19 protein-coding genes and 1 tRNA gene are annotated in these 22,649 nt (G+C 60.2%); 9 read left to right on the forward strand and 11 right to left on the reverse strand.

What is annotated here, in order from left to right:
* Positions 1-2: 2 nt before the first annotated feature.
* On the reverse strand, positions 3-773 hold the full coding sequence (gene hisN, locus AC2CHD_RS06800; protein WP_484553028.1) for a histidinol-phosphatase: 771 nt from the start codon (positions 771-773) through the stop codon (positions 3-5).
* A 276-nt stretch (positions 774-1,049) separates the two neighbouring features.
* Positions 1,050-1,940 carry an N-formylglutamate amidohydrolase gene (locus AC2CHD_RS06805; RefSeq protein WP_484553029.1) on the reverse strand — a complete coding sequence of 297 codons (891 nt, stop codon included), beginning with the start codon at positions 1,938-1,940 and terminating at the stop codon, positions 1,050-1,052.
* 184 nt (positions 1,941-2,124) lie between these two features.
* On the opposite strand from AC2CHD_RS06805, the gene cpdR reads away from it, so the two are divergent.
* Entirely contained in the window at positions 2,125-2,487 is a 363-nt protein-coding gene (gene cpdR, locus AC2CHD_RS06810; RefSeq protein WP_007008549.1) for a cell cycle two-component system response regulator CpdR, read from the forward strand.
* A 117-nt stretch (positions 2,488-2,604) separates the two neighbouring features.
* Positions 2,605-2,679, forward strand: a tRNA-Val gene (locus AC2CHD_RS06815).
* Positions 2,680-2,838: 159 nt separating this feature from the next.
* On the opposite strand, the gene AC2CHD_RS06820 is transcribed toward AC2CHD_RS06815, so the two are convergent.
* Together AC2CHD_RS06820 and AC2CHD_RS06825 are read right to left on the reverse strand one after the other, a co-directional pair.
* A complete protein-coding gene (locus tag AC2CHD_RS06820) occupies positions 2,839-3,513 on the reverse strand; it encodes an amino acid ABC transporter permease (RefSeq protein WP_484553030.1) in 675 nt (224 codons plus the stop codon).
* Positions 3,514-3,624: 111 nt separating this feature from the next.
* Positions 3,625-4,389, reverse strand: a complete 765-nt coding sequence (locus tag AC2CHD_RS06825; RefSeq protein WP_484553031.1) for a GntR family transcriptional regulator — start codon at positions 4,387-4,389, stop codon at positions 3,625-3,627.
* Positions 4,390-4,473: 84 nt separating this feature from the next.
* On the opposite strand from AC2CHD_RS06825, the gene kynU reads away from it, so the two are divergent.
* The 5 genes from kynU (at position 4,474) to AC2CHD_RS06850 (ending at position 11,647) form a co-directional block, all read left to right on the forward strand.
* Positions 4,474-5,697 carry a kynureninase gene (gene kynU / locus AC2CHD_RS06830; RefSeq protein ID WP_484553234.1) on the forward strand — a complete coding sequence of 408 codons (1,224 nt, stop codon included), beginning with the start codon at positions 4,474-4,476 and terminating at the stop codon, positions 5,695-5,697.
* Positions 5,698-5,892: 195 nt separating this feature from the next.
* Positions 5,893-7,065, forward strand: a complete 1,173-nt coding sequence (locus tag AC2CHD_RS06835; protein WP_484553032.1) for an efflux RND transporter periplasmic adaptor subunit — start codon at positions 5,893-5,895, stop codon at positions 7,063-7,065.
* Entirely contained in the window at positions 7,062-10,178 is a 3,117-nt protein-coding gene (locus AC2CHD_RS06840; RefSeq protein ID WP_484553033.1) for an efflux RND transporter permease subunit, read from the forward strand. Before AC2CHD_RS06835 ends, AC2CHD_RS06840 begins: the two co-directional genes overlap by 4 nt.
* A 109-nt stretch (positions 10,179-10,287) precedes the next feature.
* A complete protein-coding gene (locus AC2CHD_RS06845; protein WP_229448398.1) occupies positions 10,288-10,770 on the forward strand; it encodes a MaoC family dehydratase in 483 nt (160 codons plus the stop codon).
* 169 nt (positions 10,771-10,939) lie between these two features.
* Positions 10,940-11,647 carry an SAM-dependent methyltransferase gene (locus AC2CHD_RS06850; RefSeq protein WP_484553034.1) on the forward strand — a complete coding sequence of 236 codons (708 nt, stop codon included), beginning with the start codon at positions 10,940-10,942 and terminating at the stop codon, positions 11,645-11,647.
* Positions 11,648-11,717: 70 nt separating this feature from the next.
* On the opposite strand, the gene AC2CHD_RS06855 is transcribed toward AC2CHD_RS06850, so the two are convergent.
* Together AC2CHD_RS06855 and AC2CHD_RS06860 are read right to left on the reverse strand one after the other, a co-directional pair.
* Positions 11,718-13,724: a BCCT family transporter gene (locus AC2CHD_RS06855; protein WP_484553035.1), complete on the reverse strand. Its 2,007-nt coding sequence runs from the start codon at positions 13,722-13,724 to the stop codon at positions 11,718-11,720.
* 217 nt (positions 13,725-13,941) lie between these two features.
* Positions 13,942-14,952, reverse strand: a complete 1,011-nt coding sequence (locus AC2CHD_RS06860; RefSeq protein WP_484553036.1) for a DUF2156 domain-containing protein — start codon at positions 14,950-14,952, stop codon at positions 13,942-13,944.
* 136 nt (positions 14,953-15,088) lie between these two features.
* On the opposite strand from AC2CHD_RS06860, the gene AC2CHD_RS06865 reads away from it, so the two are divergent.
* Together AC2CHD_RS06865 and AC2CHD_RS06870 are read left to right on the forward strand one after the other, a co-directional pair.
* The gene (locus AC2CHD_RS06865; RefSeq protein ID WP_484553037.1) at positions 15,089-15,760 is read left to right on the forward strand and encodes a helix-turn-helix transcriptional regulator; all 672 of its coding nucleotides are present in this window, start codon (positions 15,089-15,091) and stop codon (positions 15,758-15,760) included.
* 21 nt (positions 15,761-15,781) lie between these two features.
* On the forward strand, positions 15,782-17,185 hold the full coding sequence (locus AC2CHD_RS06870; protein ID WP_484553038.1) for an MFS transporter: 1,404 nt from the start codon (positions 15,782-15,784) through the stop codon (positions 17,183-17,185).
* A 12-nt stretch (positions 17,186-17,197) separates the two neighbouring features.
* Here AC2CHD_RS06870 and AC2CHD_RS06875 read toward each other — a convergent pair whose 3' ends face one another.
* From AC2CHD_RS06875 to AC2CHD_RS06895, 5 genes are read right to left on the reverse strand one after another with little or no spacing between them, the layout of a single operon-like run.
* Positions 17,198-17,494, reverse strand: coding sequence for a hypothetical protein (locus tag AC2CHD_RS06875; protein ID WP_484553039.1), 297 nt, complete (start codon positions 17,492-17,494; stop codon positions 17,198-17,200).
* 60 nt (positions 17,495-17,554) lie between these two features.
* Positions 17,555-18,097 carry a sarcosine oxidase subunit gamma gene (locus AC2CHD_RS06880; RefSeq protein ID WP_484553040.1) on the reverse strand — a complete coding sequence of 181 codons (543 nt, stop codon included), beginning with the start codon at positions 18,095-18,097 and terminating at the stop codon, positions 17,555-17,557.
* Positions 18,090-21,071, reverse strand: coding sequence for a sarcosine oxidase subunit alpha (locus AC2CHD_RS06885; protein WP_484553041.1), 2,982 nt, complete (start codon positions 21,069-21,071; stop codon positions 18,090-18,092). Before AC2CHD_RS06885 ends, AC2CHD_RS06880 begins: the two co-directional genes overlap by 8 nt.
* Entirely contained in the window at positions 21,071-21,364 is a 294-nt protein-coding gene (locus AC2CHD_RS06890; RefSeq protein WP_484553042.1) for a sarcosine oxidase subunit delta, read from the reverse strand. Before AC2CHD_RS06890 ends, AC2CHD_RS06885 begins: the two co-directional genes overlap by 1 nt.
* 15 nt (positions 21,365-21,379) lie before the next feature.
* Entirely contained in the window at positions 21,380-22,633 is a 1,254-nt protein-coding gene (locus AC2CHD_RS06895; RefSeq protein WP_484553043.1) for a sarcosine oxidase subunit beta, read from the reverse strand.
* Between the last annotated feature and the right edge of the window lie 16 nt (positions 22,634-22,649).

Genomic DNA, 22,649 nt, shown 5'->3' on the forward strand with positions numbered 1-22,649 from the left:
GCTCAGCGCAGCAGCGCCATCGCTTCTTCGTGGAGCTCGCGGGTTGCCGCAGCAATGATGTCGCCACCGCTTTCAGGTCGCCCCCCTGCCCAGCTCGTGATCACCCCACCTGCCTGTTCGATGATCGGAACCAGCGCGACAATGTCGTAAGGCTGCAGGCCAGACTCGATGACAAGATCGACCTGCCCCGCAGCCAGCATGGCGTAGGCATAGCAATCGGTGCCATAGCGGGCGAGACAGACCGCTTCTTCCACCCGGTCGTAAGCCGCGCGACGCAGAGCATCAAAGAGCGCAGGCGTGGTGGTGCACAGCGTGGCATCGCAAAGTTCGGTCGTGTCGCGGGTCTTCAACCGGCGCGCACCGCCGGGGCCCTCATAGTGGCTGCCCTCACCCACCGCATAGAACAGCTCACCCGTAAATGGCTGGGACATCATGCCCGCAACCGCCCGGCCCGACACCGTTAGCCCCACCAGTGTTCCCCAAAGCGGCAAGCCCGAGATGAACGCGCGTGTGCCGTCAATCGGATCGATGATCCAGCGGTGATCGCTCGCCTCGCCCTCAAGGCCAAATTCCTCACCCAGTATGCCATGATCGGGATAGGCCTCACCGATCAGCGCGCGAATGGCTTTCTCTGCCTCCCGATCGGCCTCCGTGACCGGATCGAAACCACCATCCACCTTATTGTCGATCAGCACAGGCTGACGAAAGCGTGGCAGGGTCTGTTGTGCGGCAGCTTCGGCAATGCGGCGCATCAGAGCCGGCGAGACGGTCATGGAAAACTCCTGGATACTGGATTTGCTGGCGGGCGAATGGTCGGGAGCCGATCTTCGCTGTGAATGCGACCGTTTGCAACGGTTCAGGAACGGTTAACGCTTGACAATGCTGCAATGCAACATAAACTTCCAATCAGGCAGTTTATCTGCCGAATGCCCTTTTTGGGCGTTTCCTCCCTAGACTTTAGGCCGCGTCGCCAAAACGATGCGGTCTTTTTTTGTGTCTTTTTCCGCAGATCGGCAACAGCATATGCTGCACTGCCGCAAAATCGTGGATCATTCGGCGGCCAGGGGAAAAGCGCTGAAGTGCTGGCTGGCGGTGAGCATCAGCTCGCGGGCGAAATCTGTTAAATCCTCTTTAAGCGCGTGAAAGCCTGCCGTCTTCTCCAGCGTGCGCTCATCCATATAGAGGCTTCGATTGATCTCGATCTGCAAGGCGTGAAGCCCCTGCGCGGGACGCCCGTAATGCTCTGTAATGAAACCGCCCGCATAGGGCTTGTTGTGCACCACGCAGTAGCCGCGCGCGGTTAAAAGCCCGATCACCCACTCCGTGAGAACAGGGGCAGCCGACACGCCGAAACGGTCGCCGATGATGAAATCCGGCCGCAGACCGCCGTCACCAGACCGCACCCCGGCGGGCATGGAATGACAATCAATGAGAATGCCATGCCCAAACGCGCAATGCGTGTCGATGAGAAGGCGTTTGAGGCATTCATGATAAGGCTGGTAGATCGATTCTATTCGTGAAACCGCCTCAGCCAGCGGCAACCGCCCCTGATATATGTCGAGGCCCTCTCCCACCAATTTGGGCACTGTACCAAGCCCGCCCGCCACCCGTGGCGAGCGGATATTGGCATAGGGCGGCACCGGCTCGCAAAACATGCGTGGATCAAGCTCCCAGGGCTCACGATTCACATCGAGATAGGCCCGCGGGAAGTTGGCTTTCAGGAAAGGGGCGCCACAGGCGACGACACCGGAAAAGAGTTCATCCACATAACAGTCTTCCGACCGCCGGATCACCCTGGCATCGAGCTTGCTCATCTGAAGAAAACGTTGCGGATAATGGCGTCCACTGTGTGGCGAGTTGAAAACAAAGGGCACCTCCTGCGACGCTGGAGCATGTACCTCGAAGGCGGGCACCGTGCCGAAATCCGCTGCAGCATTCATTCGTGTTTTGCGCCTCCGCAACGCTGTATTCTTCCGAAGCCTGCCACCGGCGCCCCCGCCTGTCCAGCCGCTCCACAGACTGGCCCATAAGGATTCACTTGATATTTACCATGCGAGAATCATATAGCTGGTAACACATAAGCGGTTGGCGGGACGACCGCTCTCGCACGATTCGGACGGCACAATGGCACGGATTCTCCTGGCGGAAGACGATAACGATATGCGGCGCTTTCTCGTGAAGGCGCTTGAACGAGCAGGCTACGAAGTGGTGGACTTCGACAATGGCGCCGGCGCCTATGACAGGCTGCGTGAAGAGCCCTTTTCTCTCCTTTTGACGGACATCGTGATGCCGGAAATGGACGGCATCGAGCTGGCACGGCGGGCGACGGAAATCGACCCAGACCTCAAGGTGATGTTCATCACGGGTTTCGCCGCTGTCGCGCTGAACCCCGACTCGAACGCTCCGCAGGATGCAAAAGTCCTATCCAAACCCTTCCACCTGCGCGATCTCGTGAATGAGGTGGAAAAGCTTTTGCAAGCAGCCTGAGAGGCGTTTCGTAGCGGGGAGATGCGGCATTCGAGACGGGTGTCGAAATTGCGGTAAAATCCCCAAACTACCTATTGACGCCTGCCGCAATTTTATGATCTATGCGCGGCGTCGGATGGGCGTGTAGCTCAGCGGGAGAGCACTACGTTGACATCGTAGGGGTCACTGGTTCAATCCCAGTCACGCCCACCATCCGAACCCTCTTTCAAATTAATACATTGTGTTGGTGCGCTACATCTGCTGCGTTCGTCTGCAGGATCGGTGGCGTTCGGTGTTTTGCGACCTGCCTTTTGCCGGGCCCGACCGAGCCGGCCGGTGGGCGCCGCGAGAGCCGGGAGGAAACCGGTCGGCTCAGCGCTTCACGGTGCGAAAACGCTCTTCCAGATACGACACCAGACGCACCGCTGGCCAAAGCACGATCAGATACATGACCGCGGCGGCGATTAGCGGTGTGGGATTGGCCGTCAGCGCCTGGGCATCGGTCGCCTGCTTGAGAAGATCAGGCATGGCGACCACCGAAGCCAGCGACGTATCCTTGGCAATTGCCACGGAATTGCTCGTGTGCGGCGGGATCGCCACGCGAAATGCCTGTGGCAGGATGATTTTGTAGATGATCGCCCAGAACGGCATGCCCAGAGCCTTCGCCGCCTCGGTTTGCCCCTCGGGAATCGACTGGATGCCAGCGCGGAAGACCTCCGCGGTGAACGCAGAAAAGACCAGTCCGAGCGCCAAGGTTGCGGATGTGAACGCGTTGAGGCGGATGCCGACAAAGGGCAAGGCATAATAAATCAGTACGAGGACAACGAGAATCGGCAGCGCCCGAAACACATCCACGTGCAAAACAGCGAGAAGGCGCAATGGACGCGGCCCATAAAGCCTTGCCAGGCAGATGAGCACCCCCGCAAGCCCTCCGAGCGTAATCGTTGTGAGGGCAAGCAGGATCGTATTCCAAACCCCCTTCAGGAGCATCGGAAAGATACGGAAAAAAACCTCGGCATTAAGAAATGTATCGACGAAACCCGGCATGTTTTTAATCCTCCCGCGGCACTCCCCGCATCCCCACGGATGGCCGGTTGATCCTGTTTGACCGAGACACGGGTCAGGCACCCCTTTCCCGGTTCTAGTGCTCGACTGGCTTCACGCCCTGGCCGGGCCATCCCCCACCGATTGTTTCGCTACCGATTGATAGACTGCCAGCGTGAACTGGACGTGCTCGCGCAGCAGGCTAGCCGCGTGCTCCGCATCACGGGCAAGCACGGCATCCATCAACCGCGTGTGATTGGAAATAGACAGCGCTTCCTCAAGGAGCGCCTGAGTCGCTGCGTCATGTTCGACAGGGTTCCCCGTGTCATCATCCGGCAAAAACAGAAGAGCCTGATGATGGCGCCTCAACTGCTCGGATATCTGACGCTGAAAGGATCTCAACCAGCCTGATCTGCCGGCCGAAAGAAGTGACTGATGGAAGGCGTCATGCGCGTCCATCCATACCGTAAAAGCCGTGGAGCTGCCGCGGCGCAGCGAGGTTGACGCACGAGACAATTGGTGATGACACGCCACGATGGCGCTTTCCCAATCCAGATCGCCATGGGCTATAGAGTCCTTGAGAAGCGCCGTCTCCACCACCGCTCGCGCCTGCTCAAGATCCTCCAGTTCCGCGACGGAAACGGACGCAACACGATAACCGCGATTGGGGCTGAGAACCGCAAGTCCAGCCTCTTCCAGACGCGGTAGCGCTTCCCGCAGAGGCGTGTATCCGATCCCGTAGCGCTTCGACAGCGTCATCAGGCGCAACGGCTCCCCGGGCGCCAGAACTCCATCCACAATGTCCCGCTTTAGGGCGGAAAGCGCGTCTTCAGGCTCCTGCAGGTCACGCTTCGGCATTGTCTCGGCCTCAGATTTCATATAATCAATCATATTATATATAATCTGCCGGGCCAACAGGATTTTGATCAAATGAGCACAGCCGAACAAAATCAGGATATCGCGATGATGGCAAGTGCCCGGGAGGGTGACCGCAAGGACCCGTTGAAAGACTATCGCTCCCGATTCAGTCTTCCAGACGGCGTCATCTACCTGGACGGCAACAGTCTCGGCGTGCTGCCGGCTGATCTCAATCATCGCATGAGCGAAATCATTGAACATCAGTGGGGCGAACGTCTGGTGCGCGGGTGGAACGACGCTGGCTGGATCGACCTCCCTTCTCAGGTAGCGGGGAAGCTAGCCGCCCTTGTCGGGACGAGTGCAAGCTGCATCGCGGTTGGAGATTCCACATCGATCAACGTCTTTAAGGTGCTTTCTGCCGCCCTCTCCCTGCGCCCCTCCCGGCGCGTTATTCTATCCGACCGAAACAATTTTCCGACCGATCTCTACGTCGCCGACGGCCTCACGCGTCTCCTCGGGCAGGGCTACGAGTTGAAGCTCGCCACGGCCGAGACGATGATTGACGCCCTGGACGAAAGCGTGGCTGCGGTGCTTCTGACGGAAGTCGATTATCGTACCGGTGGGCGTTACGACATGGCGGCCATGACCCGGCACATTCATGAAAAAGGCGCGATGGCGATCTGGGATCTGTGCCACAGCGCCGGCGCCTTCCCGGTTCATCTGGATTCCGCCGGGGCGGATTTTGCCGTTGGCTGCGGCTATAAATATCTGAATGGGGGCCCCGGCGCACCCGCCTTTCTTTATGTCGCCGAACGGCACCTGACGAGCGTTACCCCCGCGCTGTCGGGATGGATGGGGCATAACGCCCCGTTTGCCTTCACAACGGATTATACCCCGGCTGCGGGGATTGACCGCATGAAGGTGGGCACGCCTCCGATCCTCTCCCTCTCCGCACTCAACATTGCACTCGATGCATTCGACGGTGTCGACATGACACTGGTGCGTCAGAAATCGCAGGAACTGTGCGACCGCTTTATTTTAGAGGTCGAACGCCGCTGCCCTGAACTGAAGCTTGTGACCCCTCGCGATCACGCGATGCGGGGCAGCCAGGTGTCCTTCAGGCACCCTGAAGGATATGCGATCATGCAGGCGCTGATTGCCAACGGCGTTATTGGCGATTTTCGGGCTCCCGATATTCTGCGCTTCGGCATGACCCCGCTCTACTTGCGACACACCGACATCCTGGCTGCTGCAGAAACACTCGAACGTGTGATGCGCGAAAAACTGTGGGACCGGGAAGAATATCGCCGACGCGCGAAGGTGACCTGACAGCCGGCAGCGGCGATGCATTCAACATCAACCCGGGAAGCAACGCCGTTTGCTTCCCGTAGCCTTACGATAATTTAATACTAGAACAGATGAAAAGCCGCCCGGAAGCTGGCATAAAGGGCAAGGCTCGAAGCGACCGGTATACCGGCTGATCAGTGCCGCCTCCATTGCCAAAACCGAATTGCCGGAGCGTGCATGTCTTTCTGGAAACAGGCAGTTGCCTGCCTCATCATTCTTATCGTCGCAGCATTCGTCTGGTTCCTTTACTACCCCGGCGCACAGGATGTTCTGGCCCGCTCGGGGCTTGTCTCACCCCAATCTGGATCGCAACAAGCCGCAGCAGAGCGCGGCCCGCAGCGTGGAGGCCGTGGCGGGGGCGGTGCGCCGGGCCCGGTGGTGACAACACCGATCACACAAGCGACGATCAACGACCGGCTCACCGCGATAGGCACCGGCAGGGCGCGGCGCTCGGTGGTCGTCAATCCGCTCACCGCTGGCACGCTGGTCGAGATCGCGGTCTCCTCGGGAGCGGAGGTGAAGGCCGGCGATCTGATCGCCAAACTCGATTCAGATGCCGAAGAGATCGCACTTGATCGCGCCGTCATCGCACTTGAGGATGCCCGCGCGACGCTCGAGCGCATCAAGGCGCTACGCACTTCCAACACGGTGAGCGTGGTGCAACAGAACGAGGCCGAGCTTGCTCTGCGCAATGCGGAGCTGGCCAAACGCGAAGCGGAACTTGCCCTTGAACGCCGATCCATCACCGCGCCGATTGACGGCACGGTCGGCATTCTCCCGATTTCCGCAGGCAGCTATGTCACCAACAGCACGGAAATCGCCAGCATAGACGACCGGTCGCAAATCCTGGTGGATTTCTGGATTCCCGAACGCTATGCGGGCCTGATCGATATCGGATCGCCGCTGACCGCCATTTCGGTCGCACGCGCGTCTTCGGTTCATGAAGGCGAAATAAGCGCGATCGACAATCGGATCGACCCGGAGAGCCGGACGCTGCGCATCGAGGGACGGATTGACAACCCCGATGACCGCCTGCGCGCCGGCATGGCCTTCACCATCTCCATGCGCTTTCCCGGCGAGACCTACCCGGCCATCGATCCGCTGGCCATTCAGTGGAGCTCTGACGGGCCATTCGTTTGGGCAGTTGAAGACGGTATGGCACGCCAGAAGCCCGTTCGAATCGTTCAGCGCAACGCCGACAGTGTGCTTGTTGACGCAGAGTTTGGCGAGAACGCGCTCGTTGTCACCCAGGGCATTCACAATGTGCGCGAAGGCACTCCCATTGAAACAGCCGGCAAGCCAGCCAGTGCCGGCGCCAGACAGGCCAATGCGGGAGGATCCGCGTCGTGAAGGAAACGCTTCAGAACGCCCAAACCGGCATCACCGCCCTGTTTGTCCGGCGCCCGGTTCTTGCCTTTGTCTTCAACACGCTGATCGCGGTGGCGGGCCTTGCGGCGCTCTTCGGCATCGAAGTTCGGGAACTGCCGGATGTCGATCGCCCGGTTATCACCGTCTCCACCAATTTCTCCGGCGCGGCCGCAGAAACGATGGACCGCGAAGTGACGGCCATGATCGAAGGTGCGGCCGCTCGCGTTTCCGGCGTGGTGGCGATTTCTTCAGACTCCTCCTATGGCCGCAGCCGCGTGACGGTGGAGTTCAGCGATAACGTCAACCTGGATACAGCCGCTTCCGATCTGCGCGATGCGGTGAGCCGCATCCAGAACAGTCTTCCCGATGATGCCGAAGCGCCGCGCATCATCAAATCCGACAACGACGCGCAAGCGGTCATGCGGATTGCGCTGACCTCCGCAAGCATGCCGGTACAGCAACTCACCACCCTGGTGGAGGATGAGGTCGTTGATGCGTTTTCGGCTGTGCCCGGAGTTGCAGACGTTCAGGTTTATGGTGATCGGACGGAAATCTTCCGCGTCGACATCGACCAGACGAAGCTCTCCAGTATGGGGCTGACAGTGGCCGATGTTTCGAAGGCTCTTGGCACCGTCGCGTTCGATACACCGGCCGGCTCGCTCAGCAACACGACGCAGGACCTGACGGTGCGTGCCACTGCCGCCATCTCGACGCCGGAAGAGTTCGAGGCGATCTATCTGAAGGACAATGTCCGGCTGGGAGAGGTTGCGACTGTAACGTTAGGTGGCGATCTCGGGGAAAGCCAGTTGCGCGCCAATGGCCGCACCGGCATCGGACTGGGCATCGTGCGCCAGGCCCAATCGAACACGCTCGAGATCTCTACCGGCGTCCGCAAAGCGGTGGAAGAAGTGCGTGCGATCCTGCCCGAAGGGGTCGACATCGAGGTGACCAGTGACGATGCGACCTTTATCAACGGCGCCATACACGAAGTCGAGATTGCGCTGTTGATTTCAGTGACCGTGGTGCTTCTGGTCATTTTCATCTTCCTGCGCGACGTTCGCGCGACGATCATACCAGGTCTCGCCATCCCGGTTGCGCTGATCGGTACGCTGGCAACCATTTATCTGACCGGCTTTTCCATCAACATCCTGACCCTGCTGGCTCTGGTTCTGGCGACAGGTCTTGTGGTGGATGATGCGATCGTGGTTTTGGAGAATATCGTGCGCCGGCGCAATGAAGGCATGGGCGCGCGCGCTGCCGCCGTGCTCGGCACGCAGGAGGTTTTCTTCGCGGTTCTGGCAACGACGGCCACGCTTATAGCGGTCTTCGTTCCCATTTCCTTCCTGCCCGGGCAGGCAGGCGGTCTTTTCAAGGAATTCGGTTTCGTGCTCGCGATGGCCGTGTTCCTCTCCTCCATCGTGGCTCTGTCGCTGTGTCCGATGCTTGCTTCTCGCATGCTGGCCTCACACCCCGAAGGGGAGGAAAAGCAAGGCAGCGGCTCAGGTACCGGGCGTGTCCTGTCGACCCTTTATCGGCGCTGCCTGCAAGCCTGCCTGAACGCGCCGGCCGTGGTGGTGGTGATTTCGGTGCTTTTCGCTGCCGCTTCCTATGGAGCCTTCGGTCTCATCAAATCCGAGATCACGCCGAGCGAGGACCGTTCGATCGCCTTCATGCGCGTGTCGGCACCGCAGGGCGTCAGCCTTGACTACTTTGCCGAACGGATGCGTCGTATCGAGGCCCTGATAGAACCACTGCGCGAAAGCGGCGAAGTGGTCAGCACATTTTCCATCGCCGGACGCGGCTCCTCCAACAGCGGCTTTCTTGTATTGCGGCTGGCCGACTGGGAAAACCGCGAGCGCAGCCAGCAGGAGATCGTTGCCGATATCTCTGCCCGTGTGCGCGATGAGCCTGGTGTGCGTGCCTTTGTTTTCCAACCCAACAGCCTCGGCATTCGCGGCGCGGGCAACGGCCTGAGTTTCGCGATAGCCGGCAACAACTACGCCAAGTTGACGGAAGCCGCGGAGAAGATCGTCGCAGCGATGGATGAGGATCCGAGTTTCCGCCAGGCGCGCCTTTCCGATGACACGACACAACCACAGCTTTCGATCGCCATCGATCGTGAACGCGCCTTCGATCTGGGGATCGATATTGATGGCCTTGGCAACACCATCCAGGCAATGCTCGATGGCCGCAAGATCGGCTCGGTCTTCATCGATGACCGAAGCGTGGACGTGAAACTGGTCTCGACCACGAATCCGGTGAACGATCCGACCGACCTGGAAAATATCTACATCAAGGCAGGCGATGGCCGCTTCGTGCCGTTGTCCGTCATTGCAACGCTCAAGGAACAGGCTGTTCCGCCATCCCTGTCGCGCGAGGATCAACTGCGCTCGGTGGGGATCAATGCAGCACTCGGCAATGTGGCGCTGGGCGAAGCTTATGAAAGGGCGCAGACAATTGCCGAACCTTTCCTCGAGCCCGGCATGCGCCTCGTGCCGCTCGGCGAGGCGGCCGCGCTCGGCGAAACCGCCAATTCCATGTTGATCATTTTCGGCTTTGCGCTGGTCATCATTCTCCTTGTGCTCGCTGCCCAATTCGAGAGCTTCACCAGCGCAATCATCATCATGGCAACGGTGCCGCTCGGGCTTGCCTGCGCTGTGTTCGCCATGTTGCTGACGGGCACCAGCCTCAATGTTTACAGCCAGATCGGCCTCGTGTTGTTGGTTGGCATTATGGCCAAGAACGGCATTCTCATCGTCGAGTTTGCCAACCAGCTCAGAGATCGGGGCATGGGTGTCCGCCAGGCCATTGAAGAGGCATCGCTCATCCGACTGCGCCCGGTTGCCATGACAATGATCTGCACGATCGTGGGCGGGGTACCGTTGGTGCTTGCAAGCGGCGCCGGCGCGGAAGCGCGTGTCGCGCTTGGTTGGGTGATCGTGGGTGGCCTTGGCCTTTCCACATTGTCCACCCTTTTCCTGACCCCGGTGGCTTATCTGCTGCTTGGCCGTTTCATCACCCCGAAAGTGGAAGAAGAAGAAAGGCTTGAGCGCGAGCTTCACCACGCGTCGCGCCTCGGTGGCAAGCTCTCCTGAACATTGGGTCTGAAGCGGGTGACAATCGCCGTACAAAACTGTATCTGTGCGCGGCGCGCGGGGGCGAATGGAGCCCGCGCGACCCCTTCAACAGCCACGGAGTGCCCCGTTGAGTACCGGGACAATCAGCATTGAGGAAGCCGAGAAACTGGTGGGACAGGAAGTCGGCCTGTCCAACTGGCGTGTCGTCACCCAGGAAATGATCGATCAGTTCGCCGCAGCGACCGATGATCACCAGTTCATCCACACCGACCCCGAGCGTGCCGCGCGGGAAACACCTTATGGCGGCACGATCGCTCATGGCTTTCTCTCCCTGTCCCTCCTTTCGACAATGGTGTTCGAGGCAGTGCCGCGTCTTGAAGGCTCGGCGATGGGTGTGAATTTCGGTTTCGAGCGTATCCGCTTTCTGGCACCGGTGCGATGCGGTGCCCGCATTCGCGCGCGTTTCGTGCTCGCCGCGATTAAATTACGTCCCTCGGGTATCGCCGAGGTGAATTACGACGTTTCCGTCGAAATCGAGAATTCACTGAAGCCGGCACTTACAGCACACTGGCTGACACTGGCGATGCCGGACCGCGGGCGGGATGAATAAAGAGTGGCTCGCTCATAGGCGCTGGCTTCAGGAAGCCGGTTTCGGGCCAGACGTTAACGTTACCGGACGGCAAACAATTGCTCGACCTGTATTCCGCAGTTATTCACGTTAATAATACTTGCGGCCTTTCAGATTCTGGAGGGCATTACCGTTCCTCCAAGAGTTCTCCATGACGCTCAGTTCCAGCCCATCACTTCAAAAGGAAGAACGGAAGAACCCCTACCGCGATCCCGAAAGCCTAGAGTTCAACTTCAGAGCAAGGCGATTTCAACATATCCGCCCGCTTATCGAAGACGCTCTGGACGAGAAGCAAAAGATCAACATTCTCGATCTCGGCGGCACAGAAGAATACTGGCAGATTGGCGCAGACTTTCTCAACCACCACCGTAACAAGCTCAAGATCACGCTTCTCAATCTGGAAGCGGAAGAGGTGGAAGACACGAACATATTTGAAGCTATTGCCGGCGACGCGGCCGACCCGAAGCTCCTGCAGGGAGAAGGATTCGACCTTGTCCACTCCAATTCCGTGGTTGAGCATATGGGAAGCTGGGACAGGATGCAGCGGTTTGCCGAAAACAGCAAAAGACTGTCCAGCCGCTACTTCGTCCAGACCCCGAATTACTGGTTTCCTTTCGAGCCGCATTTTCGCCTGCCCGGCTTTCAGTACCTGCCCAAAACCATGAAGGTCTCACTCGTTCAGCGGTTCCCACTGGGCTTTTTCCCCCGCACGCCGGATCGCGGAGAAGCATGCTCGCTGGTCAGGCACAACACGCTGATTTCAGCGGCACAGATGCAGCAGCTCTTCGACGACGGAAACATCATTTTCGAGAAGTTCGCCTTCCTGAACAAATCGATCATGGCCATACGCGCGCGCTGATCGAACCACCGGTCAGGCCTGGACGGCGAATGAGGCCGGAGGCGACTGCAATCCGGCCCCAGGGAGGGTTTTAGTCCTCCTTTTGCGCCTGAACGTCATGTTCCGGTGCAGCAGAGACGAGCTCTGAGGCTGTCGACTGAACCAACAGCAAATAACGCTCATATTGAATCAGCACATCATGGATGATCTGGTCGCGCGTCATTCCCATGATGTCATACCCCTTGCTACCGCTCGAGAACTCGGTCCGGGCTTCGTAGCGCAGGCCGGATCTTGCCGCATCGAAGGCAGAAAAGGCCGGCAGTTTCTGAGAGGCTGGCGCGACACCGTAAACGAAGTTTCGCATGTCTTCGGCTGGCGAGGTCAAGGCAATGGCGCCACTCTCCTCTTCCTCCACAAACGCCTCACGCCCTCGCTCGGTGAGCTCCTTGGCCACTTGTTCAAGGGCAGGTTTCACCTCCTTCTGAATGAAGGAAAGGATCTCCTTTTCGCTTGGCGCATGCAGCATCAATCCAAGCCTGCGCTGCCAGGTCAGCCCGGAAGCCGGATAAGCGGGAGCAACCTGCGGCACGGCAGCATGCGCTTCGCGCTGCGCCAGATCGGCCCGCATGCCCACATAGAGCGCCCAGACCAGGGCGAGCATCACAAACGTGAAGGGCAATGCGCTGGCGATGGTGGCAGATTGCAGCGCGCCCAATCCACCGGCGAGAAGCAGAGATGCGGCAACCAGGCCTTCAAGCGCACACCAGAAGACCCGCTGAAGGGTGGTGGTTTCCGTTTCACCACCTGCTGCGATGGTATCGATGACGAGCGAACCGGAATCGGACGAGGTGACAAAGAAGATCGCGACAAGCGCCACGGCCAGCGTCGATGTCAGTCCCGTCAACGGCAGATAGGTGAAAAACTGGAAAAGACCGACGGAAACTTCCTTCGCCACTTCCGCGCCCAGTTCCCCCGCTGCAATGCCCGTATCCACGAAGATTGCCGTGTTGCCGAAGACGGTCATCCAGAAGAAGGTAAACCCTGCCGGAATAAAAAGGACGGCCGTCACGAATTCGCGCACTGTGCGACCGCGTGAGATGCGCGCGATGAACATGCCCACGAAAGGCGACCAGGATATCCACCACGCCCAGTAGAACAAGGTCCAGCCATCAACCCACGGCGTCGGCTCATAGGCATAGATGTTGAAGGTGCGCAGAACGAGCGTGTCGAGATAAAGCCCGATGTTCTGCACGAAATCGCGAAAGAGATCTGCTGTCGGCCCGACCACAAGCACGAAGATCATCAAAAGGACCGCCACGACCAGGTTCGTTTCCGACAGGATGCGAACCCCCTTGTCCAGCCCGGTAACCACCGAGATTGTGGCAAACGCGGTGATGACCGCGATAAGTGGCAGCTGCACCCAAGGCGCAATGGGCAATCCGATCAGATAATTGAGACCTGCGTTGATCTGGGTGACGCCCAGCCCAAGCGATGTGGCGATGCCGAACATGGTCCCGACAATGGCAAAGATATCCACCGCATGGCCGATGGGGCCGTTGATCCTGTCCTTCAACAGCGGATAGAGGCCGGAACGGATGGTGAGCGGAAGATTGTAGCGATAGCCGAAATAGGCAAGCGAAAGCCCCACCACCGCATAGATGGCCCAGGCATGGATACCCCAGTGAAAAAAGGTGACCGTCATGGCTTCTCGCATGGCGGCGATGCTTCCCGGCTCTGCTGTGGGCGGCGCCAGAAAATGGGTCATGGGCTCACCAACCGCATAGAACATCAGGCCGATGCCCATGCCAGCCGCAAAAAGCATGGCAACCCAGGAATGATATTTGAACTCCGGTTCAGAATCGTCTGGACCGAGTTTCAGTCTACCGAACTGTCCGAACGAAAACAGAAGCACTGCAGCCAGGAAAATACCGACGGAGAGGAGATAGAGCCAACCGAAGCTCGCCAAAATGTTGCTCTGCAAAGCGGAGAACATCTCCCCTGCCCGGCCGGGAAAAACGATACCGATCAAAAGAAACACGGCGATGATGGATACCGCACCGAAAAAGACCGGTGGGTTGATAACAAAGCGTTTGAACATGAGGGATACTCTCTGCGCTTCCGTTTTTGAAATGGCGATTGGCGCTCTCAAAAAATGGCTCGCAAAGGGCGGAAACACCCCCTGAATGGCTGGGACACGCGGTCAGAGCGCCGGCGGCAAGCGTCTCGTTTCTGCGGCGCATAAGGTGGATTGTCAATGTTTGGCGGACAAAGCCAAGGTCGGCTTTCGGGTAGCGCTTGACAGAAGAGGCGTGGGCTCAGACGATTCCGCACGCCCGAACAAGCTTGAGGAGGCGCGGCAGGGAGGGCTTCGTGTTCATCGCGCACCAGGTCTCGCGCGCTTCCCCTCCATAGCTCTCCTTGTGCCTTGCAAGCGACTGCGTGGGATAGACCAGCTTCTGGGCAAGGGGATTGGTGTAGATGAATCGGAATGCACGACGGGTCAGCCAGTCCTTTTCGAACTCCTGATCCTCGATCTTGTGAAACGGCATGAGACCAAGATAAAGCTTCGGCACGCCTTCAGCCTGAAACGTTTCCACGGCATGGCGCACGAGAAAGTAAGCGGCCAGAGGATCGGTATCCGGCAGCCAGCGGCGTGTTGCCGAAAGATATCCGATCAGCTTCCCTTCTTCATACAACGGATCAAAGAATGCAAAGGCGAGCGGCTGATTATCGCCATCCAGTATGAAAAATTTTCGAACATCGGGCTCATCACGCAACTGGATCGGGCGCACGAGAAAGGAAAGCTCGCGGCGTTTTGTGGTGCGGGTGCGCCGCCAGCCGAGGGAGATATCCTCGACCTGCTTCGCTTGCAGCGATGCCACGGGAACCTCCGCAACGCGGCATCCCATGCGGGTGAAACGGTTCGTGGCCGTGCGGAAACTGCGCTTGGAAGGCCCGGTGAAACTATAGGTTTTTAGATCGATCAGGCTTTCTATACCCAGCGCATTGACGAAAAACCCCTTGGACGAAAGAAGCTCTGCCATCGGGCGGGAGACCTGCCAAAAGGTCACGTCGTTCTTGACCGCTACAAACGCGTCTAGCAGGGCAGGCCAAAGTTCTCTTGGTGCAAGCGGGTCAGCCAGCGCATAGGCTGTTCGTCCCACCATCCGGTAAGCGATGACACCATCCTCATTGCCGAAATACCGCATTCCCGGCTGATGCGCGACCGAATAGGCAAGCACGAAACATCCGTGCCGCTGAAGAAGCGCATGGCGCTGATTGTCGGTGAGAAGAGCGTTGTCGCTCAGGCGATCAAATTTGGACAAGCGAGCTATCTGGTTCACGGCGAAGAATCATGTTCTGCGCCCCCACGGACGGAGGGATGCCACGCATTGGGGATGGTGACAAGCCGATTGACAATAAAGAAACCAATTGGTTATTTAATATCAATCGGAGAGTGCCATGACCAAACCTGCCGCATCAGTTCAGACCGAAGCAGCACCAGAAAGTGCTGACGACCGTTTGCTCTTTGCCCTCAAGACAAAGGGGGCGATGACAGCCCAGCGTCTGGCGCATCAGCTCGGCATCTCAACTGTAGCCGTGCGCAAACAGCTTTCGCGCCTGGAACAGGGTGAACTGGTGCAGTTTCAAGAAGAGGTACGTGGACCTGGACGCCCCGAGCGGGTGTGGCGCCTGACGGCGAAGGGGCATGGCCGTTTCCCCGACAGCCATTCGGACCTGACACTCGAACTGATCAACTCGATCCGACGGGTGTTTGGAGAGGAAGGGCTCGACAGGCTGATCGGCGAGCGTGAACAGACAATGCAGACCTCCTACAAACATGCGGTCCGGGCACATTCGGATCTCGCCGAGCGTGTTGCTGCTCTGGCCCGTATCCGCGCGCGGGAGGGTTATATGGCCGAAATCGAGCCTCTCGAGGACGGCGCCTATCTCCTGATTGAAAATCATTGCCCTATCTGTGCCGCCGCGATGGCCTGCCAGGGTTTTTGCCGCTCCGAACTCAACGTTTTCAAAACCGTTCTTGGCCCTGAGACCCGGGTCGAAAGGACGGATCATATTCTGGCCGGCGCAAGGCGCTGTGCCTACCGCATAGAAGAACGTTCAGCCGACTGAACCTGAAAAGCCGAGGTCATTATGACAGATACAAGCACCGAGGGCCCTCTCGGCAACACCGGCTGGGCGGCAATCCTGAAAACCGGACAATTGGGCCAGTTTGCACTGCTGTGCCTCGGCATCTGGCTTCACGCCGCCGACACACTGCTTGTGGCAACGGCAATGCCTGCGGCAGTCGCGGAGATCGGCGGCGACCGACTGGTGAGCTGGACGCTATCACTCTATCTGCTGGGGTCGATCATCTCGGCGGCGGCGGCTGCCCTCGCAGCCACGGCGGTGGGCCTGCGCCGGGCCTTTGTGATCGCGGCACTCGTCTACACGATGGGCTGCATGATCAGCGCACTTGCGCCCAACATGCCTGTGATGCTGCTGGGGCGCTTCGGTCAGGGGGTGGGCGGCGGCCTGCTGGTGGCGCTGACCTATGTCGCGATCCAGCGTCTTTTTCCCAAGGACATGTGGCCGCGCCTGATTGCGCTGATGTCGGCGATCTGGGGCGCTTCCGCCTTCTGCGGCCCTATGATTGGTGGCTTTTTCGCAGATATCGGCCTGTGGCGCTGGGGTTTCTGGACCTTCGCGATCCAGGCGTTGCTGCTTGCGGTTCTCGTTCCAGTATTCCTGCGCCCGACCAAAGGGGGCATGGCGAGCGCGCAGCGTTTTCCAATGATGAGGCTCGCGCTCCTGTCGCTTGCCGTACTCTCGGTAGCGACAGCGGGGATCTATGTGACGCCGTCCATCTCTCTCCCGCTGGTGATAGCGGGCGCGGTGCTGTTTCTTCTCTTTCTTAAAAGGGATGGGAGTCGCAAGAGCGACAAGATGTTTCCGACGCGCGCTTTCGATATCCGCACGCCTGTGGGCGCTGGCTTCATTGCCAATCTTGCCCTTGGTACGGCAGCCATGTCGTTCACGGTTTATGGCCCATTCTTTCTGCAACGCATCCACGGCCTGTCGGCACTGGGAGCCGGCTACGTGATTGCGGCTGAAGCGGTTGCCTGGAGCACAACGGCCGTGGTTTTCGCCGGGGTGAATGAGATGGGAGAGCGTCGGGTGATGAAAACCGGAGCCTTGCTGATCCTCCTGGCGGTCACTCTGCTCGGTCCCGCAATGGCGGACGGCCCAGTGTGGGCGGTCGTGTTGCTCTCGATCGCTCAGGGCGCGGGCTTCGGCATGTTGTGGGGCTTTCTGATCCGCCGCGTGGTCGCTGCCGCCCCCGAAACCGAGCGCGACAGCGCATCCTCCGCGATGCCGACCACGCAGCAGATCGCATTTGCGCTCGGCGCGGCGCTTGCCGGCATTGTTGCCAACATGGCCGGCTTCGCCGAGAGCGGCGCGGCCGAGACCATGCAAACAGTGGCGATCTGGGTATTTGCCAGCTTTGTCCCGCTGGCGGCCTTCGGCGCAGCGGCAGTCTGGCGGGTTGCCCGCTAGAAGCGAAAACCGCTAGCGCTCTCTCTTGGGTCGCCCCGTGTGGGTCGTCGAGGTCACGGACACAGGGTCGCTCGCTGGAAACGTGTCCTCGAGACCTTCTTCCAGCTCTTCCTCGAGTTCCTCCTGGTCCGTCGCCTCCCTCGGAGGCTTTTTCGCGAACTCCCCCGGCGCTCCGGTGCGGGTTGTGCGCGTCACGGAAACCGGGTCACTCGCTGGAAAACTCTCTTCCAGCCCTTCCCTTAGGGCTTCTTCCTTTTCCATCTTCTCGGTTTTGGTTTCAGAACTCGGTTTCTTGTGGTCAGGCTGCATTGATGTCTTCCCTTTTCAGGTCAATGCGGGAACAGCCTGTCCGGTTCCACGCTACGCCGATCATCGGTCGCGGGCAGCCTGCTCCAACAGCATGAAGACATAATCCGAGAAGGAGCGCCAACACTCCACCCGGAAAGCATCGCTGCCAGTGCGCCACATAACGATCTCAGCCTTGCCGAAAACGGTTCGCGAGCAGGCACCGACCGGAAAGGCAACCAGAGAAAGGTCCTGCGGGCATCCGGCATTGAGCACAGTCTCGCAATGCGGGCCGGAAACCAGAACCGCCGTGTTGCGATGCGAGACGTCCACGGCAGAGTGGAATGCCCTGACCGAGGCACACACACCGACCAGATCGGCTTCGGTCTCGTCGATCACCAGCCATTCGTCCGGGCCAAGCCAGAGGGCGACGCGACCATCCTTGGTGGTGGACGCCTTCGGGCGCTGTGGCAAATCGAGACCCAGGGCCTTCGAGAGAGACTTTACCGCAGTCTTCCGCCCACGCAGAGAAAGCCGTGTGGCTGGCTCCGCGCGCACCAACGTGATGCCTTCATCATTGAGAAAGCGGCCTTCGAGCGCGTTGGCGCGTGCAATCGTGTCAGCCATTGGTGCGCTCTCCCTTCTCGTCGAAGAAAACGGTGGAGGTGACCTCCACTTCGATCGCGCCATCCGGCATGGGCACATAAAGCGTCTCACCCATGCGTTCATGCCCGCCAGCAACCAGCGCCAATGCGATGGAATGCCCGCAATTCTCCGACCAGTAGGAGGAGGTGACATGGCCGAGCATAGGCACAGGCACCGGCGCTTGCGGGTCAGCGACGACCTGCGCGCCCTCTTCCAGCACCGTGTTCGGGTCGCGCGTTTTCAGGCCCACGAGCTGTTTGCGCCCGGGAGCCACGAGGTCCGGGCGCATCAGACCGCGCATGCCGACGAAATCCGTTTTCTTTTTGCCGATCGCCCAGGAAAGCCCGGCGTCGTGCGGCGTGACGGTGCCATCCGTCTCCTGCCCGACAATGATGAAGCCTTTTTCTGCTCTGAGCACATGCATGGTTTCGGTGCCATAGGCGCAGGCGCCGTGCTTCTCGCCCTCCGCCCAGACGACCTCCCACACGGCGCGGCCATAATCGGCCGACACATTGATCTCGAAACCGCGCTCGCCGGTGAACGACATGCGGAAAAGCCTCGTTGGCACGCCGCAGATCATCCCTTCCCGCACCGACATATGCGGCATCGCCTCGTCGGAGAGGTCGATCCCTTCCACCAGCGGGGCGATGATGTCGCGGCTTTTCGGTCCCTGAACGGCGATCACCGCCCATTGCTCCGAGGTGGAAGTCAAATAGACCTTCAGATCCGGGAATTCGGTCTGGAGATAGTCTTCCATATGGTTGAGCACGCGCGGTGCGCCGCCGGTCGTGGTGGTCACGTGGAAGCGGTCTTCGGCAAGCCGCCCCACCACGCCGTCATCATAGATGAACCCGTCCTCGCGCAGCATGACGCCATAGCGGCAGCGCCCGACACCGAGCTTCTGCCACGGGTTCGTGTAGATCAGCTCCATGAAGCGCGCGGCATCCGGGCCGACGACCTCGATCTTGCCAAGCGTGGTGGCGTCGAAAATGCCCGCACTCCGGCGCACCGTGCGGCACTCGCGGGCGACCGCGGCGTGCATATCCTCACCGGGCTTCGGGAAATACCAGGCGCGTTTCCACTGGCCGACATCCTCGAACACGGCACCATGGGCTGCTGCCCAGTCGTGCATGGGCGTGCGGCGCACCGGCTCGAACAGGCGGCCCTTGCCGTGGCCCACAAGCGCGCCGAAGGTGACGGGCGTATAGGGCGCGCGGAAGGTGGTGAGGCCGACGTCGGGAATGGGTTTTCCGAGCATTTCGGCCGCGATGGCGAGACCGTGCATGTTGGACGTCTTGCCCTGATCGGTCGCCATGCCGGTGGTGGTGAAGCGCTTGACGTGCTCGATGGAGCGCATGCCCTCGCGCACCGCCTGGCGGATGTCCTTCGCGGTCACATCGTTCTGGAAATCGACAAAGGCCTTGGCGGTGCTTTCCGCCCCTGCCCCCTCGCCCGCACCCAGCATGCCGCCGCTCCAGCGCTCGGTGCTATTGGAAGAAAGCTTTGGTGGATTGCCGGATGCGCCGGCAGCTTCATGACCGGCCTTCAGAGCGTCGGCCACCGTCTCCTCCAGATCGACGCTGCCTGCACATGCGCCAATCGAGATCAGTTCCTGAACCGTCTGGCCGGGGAGGAAGCGCTGTGTTTCGGCATCAAAGGCAAGCTTGCCGCGCGACTGCGAGAAGAGGTGGACGGCTGGCGTCCAGCCGGACGAGGTCAGGAGCGCATCGCAGGCGATCGTGCGCTCCGCACCGCCGGAAATCGGTCCTACCTTTATGGATGAAACCCTGAGCCGGCCGCCCGTGCCGGTGACGGCATGCCCCGTCAGGCACTCAATGCCGAGACGTTGCGCCTCCTCCACATGCGGTCCCTGCGGATCGGGCCGGCAATCGACGATGGCAGCAATTGCAACACCTGCACGTTTCAGATCGATGGCCGCCTGCCATGCGCTGTCTTCAGCCGTGTAAACCGCCACATTGCGCCCGACCGCTACCCCGTAATGGTTGAGATAAGTGCGGGCGGCGGACGCCAGCATGATGCCCGGCCGATCGTTGTCGGGAAACACCATGTGCCGCTCGATGGCCCCTGTGGCGAGCACCACGCGCCTTGCCCGCACCTGCCAGAGCCGCTCACGTGGATGGTCTTGCGCAGGGCTCGCGAGATGATCGGTCAGCCGCTCGACGAGCCCCACCATATTCTGTGCGTAGTAGCCGAAACCCGTTGTGCGGGTGAGAAGCCGGACATTGTCCCGCGCGGCGAGATCAGCCGCCACGGCCCGCGCCCAGTCCCAGCCGGGCTTGCCGTCAATCATCGCGCCGGTCTCAAAGCGCAGCGCGCCTCCCGTTTCCGCCTGTTCGTCAGCCAGAATGACACGCGCGCCCGCATCGGCGGCAGCAAGCGCTGCGGAAAGCCCGGCAGCCCCGCCGCCGATGACCAGCACGTCGCAATGGGCGAAACGGTTTGCGTAACAGTCCGGATCGGGCCGGTCAGGTGCCTCTCCTAGACCGGCAGCGCGCCGGATGAAGGGTTCGTAGACCCGCTCCCAGGCGGCCTTCGGCCACATGAAGGTTTTGTAGTAGAAGCCGGCGGAGAAGAAGGGCGATGCCAGATCGTTGAGCGCGCCGATATCGAAGGAGAGCGAGGGCCAGCGGTTTTGCGACACCGCGTTCAGCCCCTCGTAAATTTCCTGAACGGTGGCCCGCACATTGGGCGCCTTGCGGGCAGCATCCCGGTGAACGCCGACCAGCGCATTGGGCTCTTCCGCACCGGCGGAGACCATGCCGCGCGGGCGGTGATATTTGAAGGAGCGACCGACAAGATGCACGCCATTGGCAAGCAGGGCCGATGCAAGCGTGTCGCCGGCAAGCCCCTCGAAGGACTTGCCGTCGAAGGTGAAACCAACGGGATCGGCCTTGCCAAGCCGGCCAGCGGTGGCGAGGCGGAAGGGCTGGGTCATCACTTGCCCTCCCCTTCGAGATCGGGCTTCGGCTCGCCAGCCTTGTATGTCATCAAAAACTTGTCCGACACGGTGTCGCGTGCGGCGTTGAAGAAGCGGGCGCAGCCATGGGTATGCCGCCAACGCTCATAGACAACGCCCTTGGGGTTTGAGCGAATGAAGAAGAAGCGCTCGAACTCTTCATCCGATAGTTCGGCCATGTTTCGAGGCCGTGCAATATGCGCCTCGCCGGCATGGCGAAACTCCAGTTCCGGTCGGTCTTCCTCGCAATAGGGGCAGTGAATGAGAAGCATGATATCCCCTTGCGCCTAATGCGCCACGGCGGCGGCAGCCGCCTCGTCGATAAGCCGACCATTGCGGAACCGCTCCAGCGTGAAGGGCGCGTTGATGGGATGCGGCTCGTCGCGCGCGATCGTGTGGGCAAACACATGCGCCGAGCCCGGTGTCGCCTTGAAGCCGCCCGTGCCCCAGCCGCAATTGACATAAAGCCCGCTGACCGGCGTTTTTGCGAGAATGGGTGAGCGGTCTGGCGTGACATCCACAATGCCGCCCCACGACCGCAGCATCTTCATGCGGGTGAAGATCGGGAACATCTCGCAGATGGCGTCGAGCGTGTGCTGGATGATGTGCAGCCCGCCGGTCTGCGAATAGGAGGTGTATTGGTCCGTGCCTGCCCCGATGACCAGTTCGCCCTTGTCGGACTGGGAGATATAGGCATGGACCGTGTTGGACATGACCACGCAGGGGAAGACCGGCTTGACCGGCTCCGACACCAGCGCCTGAAGCGGGTAGGATTCCAGCGGCACCTGAACGCCCGCCATCTGCATCAACACCGAAGAGTGGCCGGCGGCAACAACGCCGACTTTCTTCGCGCCGATGGTGCCGCGCGTGGTCTCCACGCCGGTGACGGCGCCATCCGGCCCGCGATTGATGCCGGTGGCCTCGCAGTTCTGGATGATGTCGACACCACGCGCGGCGGCGGCCCGCGCATAACCCCAGGCAACCGCGTCGTGGCGGGCCGTGCCGCCGCGCCTTTGCAGCGCCGCGCCCATGACCGGATAGCGGGCCTCGCGCGAAATGTTGAGCGGCGGGCAGTAGGCCTTCGCCTTTTCGGGCGTCAACCACTCATTGTCCACGCCGTTCAACCGGTTGGCATGGATATGGCGTTTGAACACCTGCACATCGTGCACATTGTGCGCCAGCATCATCACGCCGCGCGGTGAATACATGACGTTGTAATTCAGATCCTGCGAAAGCCCGTCCCAGAGTTTGACGGAATGATCGTAGATGCCCGCGCTCTCGTCATAGAGATAGTTGGAGCGGATGATGGTGGTGTTGCGGCCCGTGTTGCCGCCGCCGAGCCAGCCCTTCTCCAGCACGGCAACATTGGTGATGCCGTGCTCCTTTGCAAGGTAATAGGCCGTTCCGAGCCCATGACCGCCCGCCCCGACGATGATGACATCGTAGTTCTTCTTCGGCTCGGGAGACGGCCACTGTTGCGGCCAGCCCCTGTGACCACGCATGGCCTCGCGAGCGATAGCGAAGACAGAATATTTGCGCATGGGCCTCCCCGCAGAC

This window comes from Nitratireductor sp. ATLC21, from assembly GCF_057196525.1.

Coding starts and splice junctions, on each gene's coding strand:
- AC2CHD_RS06885 (WP_484553041.1), bottom strand. CDS start 21,071: ATGACCCAGCCCTTCCGCCTCGCCACCGCTGGCCGGCTTGGCAAGGCC.
- AC2CHD_RS06880 (WP_484553040.1), bottom strand. CDS start 18,097: ATGGCTGACACGATTGCACGCGCCAACGCGCTCGAAGGCCGCTTTCTC.
- AC2CHD_RS06835 (WP_484553032.1), top strand. CDS start 5,893: ATGTCTTTCTGGAAACAGGCAGTTGCCTGCCTCATCATTCTTATCGTC.
- AC2CHD_RS06865 (WP_484553037.1), top strand. CDS start 15,089: ATGACCAAACCTGCCGCATCAGTTCAGACCGAAGCAGCACCAGAAAGT.
- AC2CHD_RS06875 (WP_484553039.1), bottom strand. CDS start 17,494: ATGCAGCCTGACCACAAGAAACCGAGTTCTGAAACCAAAACCGAGAAG.
- AC2CHD_RS06870 (WP_484553038.1), top strand. CDS start 15,782: ATGACAGATACAAGCACCGAGGGCCCTCTCGGCAACACCGGCTGGGCG.
- cpdR (WP_007008549.1), top strand. CDS start 2,125: ATGGCACGGATTCTCCTGGCGGAAGACGATAACGATATGCGGCGCTTT.
- AC2CHD_RS06895 (WP_484553043.1), bottom strand. CDS start 22,633: ATGCGCAAATATTCTGTCTTCGCTATCGCTCGCGAGGCCATGCGTGGT.
- AC2CHD_RS06805 (WP_484553029.1), bottom strand. CDS start 1,940: ATGAATGCTGCAGCGGATTTCGGCACGGTGCCCGCCTTCGAGGTACAT.
- AC2CHD_RS06850 (WP_484553034.1), top strand. CDS start 10,940: ATGACGCTCAGTTCCAGCCCATCACTTCAAAAGGAAGAACGGAAGAAC.
- AC2CHD_RS06820 (WP_484553030.1), bottom strand. CDS start 3,513: ATGCCGGGTTTCGTCGATACATTTCTTAATGCCGAGGTTTTTTTCCGT.
- AC2CHD_RS06890 (WP_484553042.1), bottom strand. CDS start 21,364: ATGCTTCTCATTCACTGCCCCTATTGCGAGGAAGACCGACCGGAACTG.
- AC2CHD_RS06825 (WP_484553031.1), bottom strand. CDS start 4,389: ATGAAATCTGAGGCCGAGACAATGCCGAAGCGTGACCTGCAGGAGCCT.
- kynU (WP_484553234.1), top strand. CDS start 4,474: ATGATGGCAAGTGCCCGGGAGGGTGACCGCAAGGACCCGTTGAAAGAC.
- AC2CHD_RS06855 (WP_484553035.1), bottom strand. CDS start 13,724: ATGTTCAAACGCTTTGTTATCAACCCACCGGTCTTTTTCGGTGCGGTA.
- hisN (WP_484553028.1), bottom strand. CDS start 773: ATGACCGTCTCGCCGGCTCTGATGCGCCGCATTGCCGAAGCTGCCGCA.